This window comes from Actinomadura fibrosa, assembly GCF_900659615.1.
GTDB lineage: Bacteria > Actinomycetota > Actinomycetes > Streptosporangiales > Streptosporangiaceae > Spirillospora > Spirillospora fibrosa.
Genome location: NZ_CAACUY010000099.1, coordinates 19,068 through 30,583, shown reverse-complemented (window position 1 = coordinate 30,583; position 11,516 = coordinate 19,068). Strand labels below are relative to the sequence as shown.

The following is an 11,516-nucleotide window of genomic DNA, read 5'->3' as shown; positions in this document are numbered from 1 at the left end:
CCTTCGTTGAGCGACCGGTCGCGGTCGACCAGCTCGTCGACGTCGATGCGAGGCGCCCGGCAACGTCGTGGACGCCGTCGCGACCGAGCGCAAGCGGAGCCGCACCCGGCGCCGCACCCGCGCGGGCAAGCCCGCCGCCGAGCGCGGCGGGACGCCCGAGGCGTCGCAGACCGCCTGACATCGGCAACTGCGAGATCACGGAAACCCCCGTGATCTCGCGGTTTCCGCATGCCCACGATGGCTCAAGAGAGCCCCGGGATCGCACAGCGAGCCCGAATCGCGCCTTGGGCGGGTGCTCAGCGGGCGGTGTCGCGGAGGGCCAAGGCGGTGCCGGGGTGGTCGGTGACCAGCACGGCGACGCGCGGATCGCCGAGGAACCGGCGCATCAGCGGCTCGGCGTTCACCGTCCAGATCATGGCGGGGAACCCCGCCCGCGCGCACTGCCGCAGCACCCCGACGCGGGCCAGCCGGTGGTTGAGCGCGACCATGTCGGCGCCCGCACCGCGGATCATCCGCAGCGGCGCGAAGTCCCGCGCGGCGCCCCGCTCCCACAGGCTCCGCCCCACCGACAGGGCGGTCCGCACGTGCGGGAAGCTCCGCTTGATCTCCACGAGCGAGGCGACCTCGCGGGTCGTGACCACGAACTCCTCCGGCCCGAACGCCTTCAGCGCGAGCGCGACGGCCTCGTGCTCGCAGCCGCGCTCCTTCAGGTCGATGTGCCCGCGCGCCCGGCCGGCGATGATCTCCATGGCCTCGGCGACCCGCGGCACGGGCCGCGGCGCAAGCTCGGTGATCCGCCGGTAGGTGAGCCGCTTCAGCGGGAGGCCGCCGAGCTCCGCGCCGTGGTGCACGACCAGCGTCCCGTCCGCCGCCCGGCGGACGTCGATCTCGACGTACTCGGCCCCGGAGTCCACCGCGTCCCGCAGGCCCGTCAGGCCCGCCTCGTCGCGCCGGTGCGCGGAGACGGCCGGTCTCGAATCCACGTGCTGGACGGTATCACCCGGCATCGCCCGCGGATCTTCGGCCCGGCGGCCCCGTCCCCCCAGATTGGTATGGTTGCACCCTGTGAGCACGCCCCGGTTCCTCGCCCTGCCCCCCGGTGTCGTCCGGACGACGATCGAGACCTCCCGCGGCCGGTTCGCCGCCCTGGAGGCCCTTCCGGGGTCGGGCGTGACCGAGCGATGCCCGGCCCTCCTCGTCCCCGGCTACACCGGCAGCAAGGAGGACTTCCTCGCGGTGCTGCAGACGCTCGCCGCGTCCGGCCGCCGCGTCGTCGCCATCGACCTGCGCGGCCAGTACGAGTCCGAGGGCCCCGACGACCCCGACGCCTACGGCCGCGCCGCCCTCGGCGAGGACATCGCCGCCCTCGTGGACGTCCTCGGCCCGGAGCCCGTGCACCTGGTGGGCCACTCCTTCGGCGGGCTCGTGACCCGCGAGACCGTCCTGTCCGGACGGGTCCTCCCGGCGTCCTACACGCTGATGAGCTCCGGCCCGGCCGCCGTCACCGGGCAGGCCGCCGCGAAGGCGCAGGCCCTCCGCGACGCGATCCCGCAGCTCGGCATGCAGACGATCTGGTCGGTCAGCCTGGAACCCGGCTATGTCGGGCGCGGCTTGCAGGCCGACATCGTCGCCTTCCTCAAGGCCCGGACGCTCGGCAACTCCGAGACCGGGCTGGTCTGCATGGCCCGCGAGCTGCTCGGCGCGCCCGACCGCGTCGACGAGCTCGCCAAGCACGCCGAGGACGCCGGGCTGCGCATCCTCGTCCTGTACGGCGAGGACGACGACGTCTGGGACCCGCGCGTCCAGGCCGCCATGGCGGAGCGGCTGAACGCCGCCAAGGTCGTCATCCCGAGCGCCGCCCACTCCCCCGCCGTCGAGGCCCCCGAGACGACCGCGGGCGCCCTCCTGGCGTTCTGGAACCAGGCCGAACGCGACCTCCGCTGACGCTCCCCCGGAGCGTGCTCTCGCACACCGCGGGAACTCCTGAGATCCTCGTGGTCCGTCGCGGGAAGGGACACGGGAGGGCCGGGGTGGTCGAAGGCGTCAACGCGCTCGTGATCTTCACTGATGTGCGCGGGTTCAGCCGGTGGTCCGAGGCCAACGAGGTCTTCGTGAACCTCCGCGGCTTCGTGGACGGCTTCATGGCGATCCTGCGGTCCCGGTTCCGGGCGCCCGCGTTCGAGATCAGGTCGCGCGGGGACGGGGCGCTGATCTACCGGCGCATCGGCGAGGACCTCAGCCGCGCCGAGGTGACGCGGCTGCTCGGCCGGACGCTGTCGGCGGTGCGGCAGGTCGACGCCGACTTCGCCCGGCACTGCCGGGAGTTCGGCCGGAGGGTGGGCCACGAGGCCGAGCTGCACCTCGGCTGGGGCGTCGTCCGCGGCCGGGTCATCGCCGTGGACGGCGACCTCGCGGGCCACAACGTCAACAAGTCGGCTCGGCTGTGCAACGAGGCGCGCCCGTACGGCGTGATCGTCGACCGCGACGACTTCCCGGACCTTCCCCGCGACGCCGGGGACTTCGTCGAGCAGGAGCGGATCCTGCGCGGCATGGCGCCCGCGCGGGTCTGGGTGACCGGGGAGATCGCGTCGCAGTTCATCCCGCGCGAGCGGCTCCGCGAGACACCGGAGGTCCATGTGGCGGGCACGTGCCTGGCCGAGGACGGCGGCCGGCTGAAACTGCTGGTGGCGCGGCGGTCCCCCGGGCGGCGCCTGTTCCCGGGGCTGCTGGAGGGCTGCGGCGGTCAGCTGCGGCGGTCGGAGGCGTTCGCGGACGGCGTCCGCCGCCATTTCCGCTCGGAACTCGGCCTCGACGTCGACGTCCTGGAGGACCTGCACGTCCTCTACACGATCCGGGAGCCCGGCGAGCCGGTCATTCCCGGGATCCGCTTCCTCTGCCGCCGGGCCGGGACGGGCGAGCCCGTGTCCGCGAACCACTCGGAGCTCCGCTGGGTCTCGACCGACGAGTTCATGGACATCCCGGACGCGGAGTTCGTGGGCGACCTCAAGCACGAGGTGATCGGGCTCGTCCGCCGGTACCGCGCGGAGCGCCGGTAGGGCTCAGTCGCCGGTGGGGAGCAGGCCCACGCGGTAGGCGAGGACGACCGCCTGGACGCGGTCGCGCAGGTGCAGCTTGGCGAGGATGCGCGAGACGTAGGTCTTCACCGTCTCCGACGTGATGAACAGCGCCTCGGCGATCTCGGCGTTCGACAGACCGTTGGCCATCTGTTCGAGGACCTCGGCCTCCCGCGGCGTCAGCGCGTTCAGGACCTCCTCCCGCGCCGGACGGGACGTGTCCGCCGGGCGGAGCCGCTCGGCGAAATGGCCGATCAGCTCGCGGGTGACCGAGGGCGCGAGGAGCGCCTCGCCGCGGGCGACCGTCCGGACGCCGTTGACGAGCTCGCCGGGCGGCGCGTCCTTCAGCAGGAAGCCGCTCGCCCCCGCCCGCAGCGCCTCGTACACGTACGAGTCGACGTTGAACGTCGTGACGACCAGCACCTTCGCGGCGGTGCCGGCGTCCGGTCCGGCCAGCCGCCGGGTCGCCTCGATGCCGTCCATGAGCGGCATCCGGATGTCCATCACGACCACGTCGGGCCGCAGCCGCAGCGCGGCCTCCACCGCCGCGGGCCCGTCCTCGGCCTCCCCGACGACCTCCATGTCGGGCTGCGCGCCGAAGATCGTGACGAAGCCGGTGCGCACGAGCGCCTGGTCGTCGCAGACGAGCACCCGGATCGGCGGGGAGTCGCTCATCGGTCACTCCTGGACGGGCCTCGACGGGATCAGGGCGCGGACGCGGAAGCCCCCGTCCGGCCGGGCCCCGGCGACGAGGTCGCCGTCGAGCATCCGGACCCGCTCGCGCAGGCCGCCGAGGCCGCGCCCGCCCGACAGGTCCGGCTCCGGCGGCGCGGCGCCCGCGGACCCGTCGGTGGTCACCTCGATCTCGATGTGCGCGTCGCCGTACCCGACGAGGACGGCCGTCCGACGTCCGGCAGCGTACTTGATCGCGTTGGTGAGCGCCTCCTGGACGACCCGGTAGGCCGCCAGCTCCACGTCCACGCCCCGCGGCCGCCGCACGCCCTCCTCCGTCAGCTCGACGGGCTGCCCGGACAGCCGGGCCCGCTCCACCAGATCGCTGATCTTCCCGAGCGTCGGGGCACGGTCCGCCGGCACCGCCTCGCCGGTCGCCTCCAGGACGCCGAGGAGGTGCCGCAGCTCGGCCAGCGCCCGCCGCCCGGTGCCGCCGATGGCCGACAGCGACTCGCCGGCCCGGTCGGGCGCCGCGGGCAGCAGGTACTGGGCCGCCTCGGCCTGGACGACCATCGCGGTCACGTGGTGGGTCACCACGTCGTGCAGCTCGCGGGCGATGCGCGCCCGCTCGTCCGCCGTGGCCTCCTTCGCGGTCAGCCGCCGACGCTCAGCCTCATCGCTCCGCCGGCGCCGCATGCCCGTCCCCGCCATCCAGAACACCACGAGTATCGAGTAGTAGGCGAGGAAGTCGAGGGGCCGCTCCGGCGAGCCGAGGCGGTGCAGCGCGACCGCCAGCGCGACGTACCCGCCGGTCGCGAGCGCGCCGAGCCCGCGCCGGAACCGTTCCTGGTGCGCGCCCGCCGCGTACAGGGCCAGGTAGAGGCCGATGCTGCCGAACGTGTTCGGGTAGGACAGCGCCTGGTGCAGCGCGAACGCGGTGCCGGCCACCGCCAGGCACACCGCGGGCCACCGCGTGCGGACGGCCAGCGGCAGCGTCTGCGCCAGGGTCAGCGCCACCGCCCACGCGTCCGCCGGACGCACGGGCAGATCGCCCATGTCCGCACCCGCCGCCGCCAGCGTCGGGGTGAAGGCCAGCACGGTCATGACCGCCGCCAGGGCCACGTCGTGGTCCCATGGCCGGCCGAGCGGCTTGAGCTTCACGGTGTCCCTCTCCGGACGTCATGGGCGGGGAGCCGGCCGGCGCCGCAGACCGCCGTCCCGCCGGGCGAGGACGAGCATACGGGCCGCGATCAGCACGCTCACGAGGACCGGGACGATCGACGCCTCCAGCCCGAACGCACCGCCGCTCAGCAGGGACGGACCGCTCACGTCCACCGCCAGCAGCCCGTCGGACGCGTGGCCGGACACCGGGATGCCGAGCAGCTCCTCCGTGGTGTTCCAGGCGAAGTGGAGCCCGACGACGAACCAGATGCTGCGCCGCCACAGGAACGCCGCCCCGAGCAGGACGCCGGCCTCCACCGCGATCGCGACCGAGCTCCACAGCGTCGCGTCCGGGTTGCCCAGATGCAGCAGGCCGAACAGCGCGGCGGTGGCGGCGAGCGCGGCCCGGCTGCCGAGCAGCCGCTCCAGGGCCTGGAGGGCGAGGCCGCGGAGCATCAGCTCCTCGGTGACGGCCGCTCCCATCTGCACCGCGGCCGTGGTCACGAGGACGGTGACGACGCCTCCGCCGTCCGCCCGGCCGAACGAGTAGCCGCCGAACAGCGCGATCAGCGCCACCGAGACCAGCACGAATCCCAGTCCGATCCCGGCGCCGAGCAGCGCCTCGCGACCGGCTCCGCTCCGGGCGATCTCCGGTGTGTCCCGTCCGGCGTACCGCATGATCAGCCGGTAGACCGCGACCGCCGCGACCGCGCCGATCAGCGGAACGACGGCTCCGGGGATCGAGTCCGGCTCCGTCGCGGTCAGGCCCGCAATGACGATCATGGCGAGGATCCCGACCAGCATCCAGCCCAGCGGATGCCGGACGATCCGCCGTATCCGTCCGGGATGCTCCAACGGTGGCGTGCTCATGGTGACCTCCTTGGGGGTTCGCCGCCCTTTCGGCGACGCATGGGCAACGCTAGGAACGCGAGGCCGGGCGGGAATCACCAGTGAGCGGACGCCTCCGGTAGCTCTCCCGGGGGATGCCTTATCCGGGGGGTCGGTGTCATGAAGCGTCCGCAGTAATGACACACTTACATCAGTTTGTCTCACGATTCCCCGGTGAGGTGCCGATGCCCGCGACCGTCCAACCGCCCGAAAGCGTCACCTGGCGCGTCCACATCGACCGGTCCATGTGGGTCGGCGGCGTGCGCAGCCTCATGCTTCAGGCCCTGCACCCGATGGCCATGTGGGGCGTCTGGCAGAACTCCAACTTCCGGGAGGACCCGTTCGGACGGCTCCAGCGCACGTCCGACTTCGTGGGCGTGGCGACGTTCGGCAGCCCCGAGGAGATCGAGGAACTCGCCGCCCGCGTCCGCGGGATCCACCGCAGCCTGCGGATCCTCAACCACGACACCGGCAAGAAGGAGCGCCTGGACCAGCCCGAACTGCTCCTCTGGGTCCACTGCGCCGAGGTCTACTCCTACCTCGAAGTGGCGCGCCGGGCCGGGCTGCCGCTGACCGACGCCATGGCCGACAAGTACCTGGACGAGCAGCGCCACGCCGCCGCCCACGTCGGCCTGCACCCCGAGGACGTCCCCGGAACCGTCGCGGACATGGAGGCGTACCTCGCGTCCATGCGCCCCCAGCTGCGCGTCACCGAGGAGGCCGCGGAGACCGTCCGGTTCCTGATGTGGCCGACGATGCCGGAGAACCTGAAGTACCTCGCCCCGGGCAAGCCGGGCTACTTCCCGTTCGGCGCGCTCTGCTACTACTCGCTCCCCGACTGGGCCCGCCAGATGTACGGCGCGCTGCCCGAGATACCGCAGCCCGCCGTGACGGCGGCGCTCCGCTCGTTCCGCCTCGCGATGAACGCGGTCCCCGAGCGCCTCCACGACTACGCGTTCGCCAAGCCCACCCGCGACATGCTGGAACGCGCCAGGCAACGCCTGGCCGCCGAAGGCTACGACCTCTCCAAGGGCCTCTACGGCCTACGCGACCCCCGCCGCTGGCCCACCCAAAAATCCCTCACCCCCCACTGACCCCAGCCGCCATGACGGAGAGCATCGTGCCGATCAGGGGTCCCGGTTTTGGACGCCATACCAGAACCCGATGGCGATGAAGACGACGGCGACGGTGCCACCGAAGGCGCCGCCGCCGAACTGGATCGCGTCGGGCATCGAGCCGCCGTCCGCCCGCCGCAGCATCCCGGCGATCAGGCCGACGTTCGTTCCGAGCAGCACCGCGACGAGTATGAGCAAGATCTTCACCGTGTTCACCGAAGGTGACATCGGTGTCCTCCTGGATCAGTCAAGGGTCAGTGGGCCGGTGATGAGCCCGGTGACGAGCGTCGCGCGGGCCCGCTCAGCGGTCTCCGCGAGCTCGCGATGGGCGGCGATCTGGTCATCGAGGGCGCGCAGCGCCGCCCCGATGCGGTGCTGCTCGTCGAGCGGCGGCAGGACGACCGGCAGCCGTCCCAGCGCCTTGGCGCCGATGGAGGGGATCGCGGTGGCAGTGGCCGCGCGCTCGTCGATCCACGTCCTGGTCGCCGGAAGTGAGAGGAAGGCGAGGAGGTACTCGGGATCGAGTTCGGCGGACGGCTTGCGCCGCACCCGCACCAGCCGGGTGTCGAAGATCCATCCGCTCTGACCGGCGCCGACGAGCGCGACGGGCCCAGGCGTCCCGGTCCGGACGACGAGGACGTCCCCCTCCTGGAGCGCGAAATTGCGAAGGCTCGCCGCCGCCTCGATGGTCAACTGCTCGGCGTCGTCCGCGGCGACTCGCCGGTCGCGCAGGTGTCGCGGGATCACGACGGGGACACCCGTGTCAGAGCGCGCGGCACTCTTCAATCGTCCGTGAGTCGGCCCGGACTTGAGGTCGCACAAGTCGTCGAGCGACACTCGCCGCCGATCCGCGTACACCTCGTCCCGATAAGACTCCCGCTGCCGGACGCGGAGCCCTCTGACGCCTCGGTCGGCCGAGGCGGCGTGGGTCAGCGCCTCGTCCAACGCCGCGTCCGGCCACGAACCGGCGAGGTCGTCCTCTGTGGAGTCCTCTACCGCCGACGCGTAGTCGGAGGGGTTGAGTGAGTATCCCCGCTCGCCCAGTTCCTCGATGGAGACGGACACCGCCGTCCCGCCTCCAAGCAGCGAGGCGACGAACTCCTCCTCGCCTGCTTTCCACGAGCGGTAGCAGGCGAGGATCGACTCCCACTCGTCACTTGAGAGGTGCCGCCTTTTCCCCTGTCTCGCTCCCATACGCCTGGCGTCGATGAGAAGTACTCGTTCGCGGGACGTGTCCGGGGCGCTCAGCAACCAGAGCGTCACCCCAATGGACGTGGCGGCGAACAGCTTGGACGGAAGCCAGATCACGCATTCCACGGCTCCGTTTTCGAGCATCCTCCCGCGGATCGCGCGCTCATCCTTGTCGTCGGACACCGCAGCCTTGTTGGGCATCACCACGCCGGCCCGCCCGCCAGGGTTGAGCGACACGATGACGAACTGGAGCCATGCGTAGTTCTGGTTCTTGGCGGGCGGCAACCCGAACGGCCAGCGCCCGTCCTCGCGATCTCGGGGACGGGCCCCCTTCCGGTTGAAGGGTGGATTGGTCAGGATCCAGTCGAATCCTCCACGGGATGGCGCTGGCTCGTTCCACGGTGCAGCCGTGCCCTGCGCGAGGTCGGCGTCCTTCCCGTCCAGGATGAGACGCATGCTCGCGATCCTGAGATTGTCGGGATGCGGACTGTCGCCGGAGAGCGTTGCGTCGCCGACCCGCTCCGCCACCGCGGCGAGGCTCTCCCCTCCGCGCAGGTATGGGTCGTGACATCGGCGGCGCCCCCCATCCTGGCCGAGGAGAAGATCCGCCATCAGCTCCATGACGCCGCGCGGCGTGAAGAGCTCCCTGTCACCGTCAGGCTTCGACCACGACTCATAGCGCTCCAGCAGGAGCGGGACCGTCTCCTTGCCGAGGCCTTCGCACAGAAACACCACCTGGGCCACGGACTCTGCCGACTCCGGCCGCAGTTCCTCAAGTGGCGCCGCAACCCTGAAAGGCGCCTCGTGGACGAGCATCGCACGATCGGCGATGGACCCGATATCCCTGAGAACGTCGTTCGCATCCCTCTGTTCTTGGACGGCATCCCTCACCAGATCGCGCACGCCTGCCCAGTCACGCGGCAGACGGACCCTGATGAGGACCAGAGCCAGCAGAAGCAGGAGATAGGACACGGGTCGACCGAGTCCGCAGACCCGTTCGGCCAGCGGTCCGAACAACTCGGTCAGGATTCTCTCCGCGGGCCCGTCCCGAGCGTCCTGACCGGTCTGCTTCCGCCGCAAGGCGGCGCGTACCCGGTCCGCGTACGTCGCGCCTTCGACCTCACCGTCCCGCAAGTAGTTGCTGGGGATCTTCCGTGCCTCCAGCCAGGCGAGGACGCGGTCGACGTGGAAGCGCTCGACGCCCCCGATCGGCACCGGATCGGGAAGACTGGCGTGCCGACCCGCCCAAACGCTGAGTGTCTCTCGTCTGGTGCCCGCCAGCTGGGCGATCTCTGTCCGGGTGACGAGCCGATCGCTGTCGTTCGAGTCGCTCCGCATAGGTAGCCTGCCGCCTCCACACGCCGTCATCGGTGCCAGAGAGGCTAGGGCAACGGCGCACGAAGAACTAGTGCGCATCAGAATGCGCATGAGCCAACTGGCAGCGGCTCCACGAAGAGTGAAGCGGAAAACGCTTCTCAAAGTGCTTTTACCTGCATAGATGCAGTGGCGACATGAGGGCGCGGCCCGGAAGGACCGTCGTCCGTTGTTAACAGTTGCGACCGATCGTCGCATGGGACTGGGCAGGCGCGGTCGTCCAGCACGGGATGTCGGTGCGCGCCGAGCCGTTACGTGCCCGACCGACGGCACGGCCGGAGGGACACCGCGCCGCCCAGACGGTCAGGAGTCTGCGGGATGAAGTACAGCGCTCGCCGGGCGGCGGGCTCGATGATGTGTTCCTCCGGAACGAGAGGGCCCAGGCGGGAGATGTGTCCCCTTCCTGCAGCCCCCTCAACGGATCTTGCGCCTACTAGGCTCCAGCGATGGACCAAGTAGGCGGTGCACCTGAGGGGCGAACCGACCCTGTGGACCAGGTGCAGGTGAATGACTACGATGCCTTCGCCGCGGCGTACACGGCGGAGACCGAGAACAGTCTCGTGAACGCTTACTACGAGCGGCCCGGGATGCTGGCACTCGCCGGAGACGTGACCGGCCGCCGGATCCTGGACGCCGGTTGCGGCGCGGGCCCCCTGGCGGCCGCGCTGCGCGAGCGCGGCGCGGCCGTCACCGGCATCGACGCCAGCGCGGGAATGCTCCAGTTGGCCCGGCGCCGGCTGGGTGACGGCGTGCCCCTGCACGTGGCGGACCTGAACGATCCTCTGCCGTTCGACGACGGCGCGTTCGACGACGTGGTCGCCTCGCTGGTGCTGCACTACCTGGAGGACTGGGGACCGGCACTGGCCGAGATACGGCGGGTGCTCAGGCCCGGCGGCCGGCTGATCGCGTCCGTCGATCACCCTCTCGTGGCCTACACGTTCCAGGAACCGCGACCTGACTACTTTGCGACCAGCAGCTACAGCTTCACCTGGACGCTCGACGGACAGCCCGCCAGGATGCGGTTCTGGCGCAGACCGTTGCACGCGATGACCACTGCCTTCACCACCGCGGGCTTCCGCCTCACGCTCCTCAGTGAACCGCAGCCTGACCCGGCCGCCCGCGAGCTGTTCCCCGACACGTTCGGCGACCTCTCGACCAGGCCCTGCTTCCTGTTCTTCGTGGTCGAGGTGCCTCCGTCGGCTACCGGGTCGGACGGTCAGCCATCCAAGGACGGAGTCTCTTCGGGTCGCGTATCAACCAAATGTGCTTGATACGGACGTCCGCTACCTCGGATGCGAACACCGTCATCGTGGGCGACCTGGAACAGCGGGGTCGCGGACGGCTGCGCGCCGCGGACGCGGGAGTTCGACGGCAGGGCGGCGGCGCGGAGCCGGGGGGCACCGCGCCGCCTGGGGGTCAGTGGTCCGCGGGGTGGGCCGCGTCGCCCGACGGAGCGGCGGGCTCGGTGTGCGTTCCGTCGTAACGAGCCTGCTGCGGGACGTGAACCCGGCGGCCTTCGTTTTGGCCGGGTACGGAATCACCCCCGTGAGGAACCTCGAACCAGACGCGGAGCCGCCCGTCGTCCAGGTGGTCGAAGCCCGAGGCTCGGCTGAGCATCCGCATCATCGGGACGCCCCGTCCATGCTCCCCGGACGGATCGTCGAGCAGATGCGGCAGGTCACCGCCGCCGGCGTCGATGACCTCCACGCGAACGGCGCCCTCGTCGATGAACGCGTCGACCTCCACGACGTTGCCCAGCCCGTGGACGATCGCGTTCGTCAGCGCCTCGGACAGGAGCAGGACGCTGTCCTCGCAGGCGCTGTGCCGATCGCCGAGCAGGGGCCCGAGCCGCTCAAGCAGCCACCGCCGTCCATTGACCACATTCCGCGGCGCGGACGGGATGACGCACCTGCCCAGGTGATAACGGCTCATCGCCCGCCCACCGCCCGTCCCCGCTCGTGATTTCTATGGGCGAGAAGCCCGAACCGCACCAAGTGCGGGAATCGTTCCGATGACATCGCCGGGGTCGCCTCTCTCCGGG

The 11,516-nt window shown here is 71.4% G+C and carries 11 protein-coding genes; 4 read left to right on the top strand and 7 right to left on the bottom strand.

The genetic code is table 11. The annotated features are described in order from the left end of the window. Positions 1-296: 296 nt before the first annotated feature. Entirely contained in the window at positions 297-983 is a 687-nt protein-coding gene (locus E1300_RS27825; RefSeq protein WP_131760038.1) for a glycerophosphodiester phosphodiesterase, read from the bottom strand. Positions 984-1,065: 82 nt separating this feature from the next. Between E1300_RS27825 and E1300_RS27820 the strand changes: the two genes are divergently transcribed. Both E1300_RS27820 and E1300_RS27815 read left to right on the top strand, forming a co-directional pair. Further along, the gene (locus E1300_RS27820) at positions 1,066-1,944 is read left to right on the top strand and encodes an alpha/beta fold hydrolase (protein WP_131760037.1); all 879 of its coding nucleotides are present in this window, start codon (positions 1,066-1,068) and stop codon (positions 1,942-1,944) included. 86 nt (positions 1,945-2,030) lie between these two features. After that, entirely contained in the window at positions 2,031-3,056 is a 1,026-nt protein-coding gene (locus tag E1300_RS27815) for an NUDIX domain-containing protein (protein ID WP_131760036.1), read from the top strand. A gap of 3 nt (positions 3,057-3,059) precedes the next feature. Here E1300_RS27815 and E1300_RS27810 read toward each other — a convergent pair whose 3' ends face one another. Genes E1300_RS27810 through E1300_RS27800 form a run of 3 tightly spaced genes read right to left on the bottom strand, consistent with a single transcriptional unit; the run spans position 3,060 to position 5,777 of the window. Next, complete coding sequence (locus tag E1300_RS27810) at positions 3,060-3,749, bottom strand: response regulator (RefSeq protein ID WP_131760035.1); 690 nt, start codon at positions 3,747-3,749, stop codon at positions 3,060-3,062. A 3-nt stretch (positions 3,750-3,752) separates the two neighbouring features. Further along, positions 3,753-4,907, bottom strand: coding sequence for a sensor histidine kinase (locus E1300_RS27805; protein ID WP_207399987.1), 1,155 nt, complete (start codon positions 4,905-4,907; stop codon positions 3,753-3,755). 18 nt (positions 4,908-4,925) lie between these two features. After that, positions 4,926-5,777: a CPBP family intramembrane glutamic endopeptidase gene (locus tag E1300_RS27800; protein WP_131760034.1), complete on the bottom strand. Its 852-nt coding sequence runs from the start codon at positions 5,775-5,777 to the stop codon at positions 4,926-4,928. 203 nt (positions 5,778-5,980) lie between these two features. On the opposite strand from E1300_RS27800, the gene E1300_RS27795 reads away from it, so the two are divergent. Then, entirely contained in the window at positions 5,981-6,889 is a 909-nt protein-coding gene (locus E1300_RS27795; RefSeq protein ID WP_131760033.1) for an oxygenase MpaB family protein, read from the top strand. A gap of 33 nt (positions 6,890-6,922) precedes the next feature. Here E1300_RS27795 and E1300_RS27790 read toward each other — a convergent pair whose 3' ends face one another. Next, complete coding sequence (locus E1300_RS27790) at positions 6,923-7,138, bottom strand: hypothetical protein (RefSeq protein ID WP_131760032.1); 216 nt, start codon at positions 7,136-7,138, stop codon at positions 6,923-6,925. A 15-nt stretch (positions 7,139-7,153) separates the two neighbouring features. Then, entirely contained in the window at positions 7,154-9,439 is a 2,286-nt protein-coding gene (locus E1300_RS27785; protein WP_165503030.1) for an N-6 DNA methylase, read from the bottom strand. A gap of 482 nt (positions 9,440-9,921) precedes the next feature. On the opposite strand from E1300_RS27785, the gene E1300_RS27780 reads away from it, so the two are divergent. Next, positions 9,922-10,746, top strand: a complete 825-nt coding sequence (locus tag E1300_RS27780) for a class I SAM-dependent methyltransferase (protein ID WP_131760030.1) — start codon at positions 9,922-9,924, stop codon at positions 10,744-10,746. Between the two features lie 145 nt (positions 10,747-10,891). On the opposite strand, the gene E1300_RS27775 is transcribed toward E1300_RS27780, so the two are convergent. Then, on the bottom strand, positions 10,892-11,407 hold the full coding sequence (locus E1300_RS27775) for an ATP-binding protein (RefSeq protein ID WP_131760029.1): 516 nt from the start codon (positions 11,405-11,407) through the stop codon (positions 10,892-10,894). Positions 11,408-11,516: the final 109 nt, after the last annotated feature.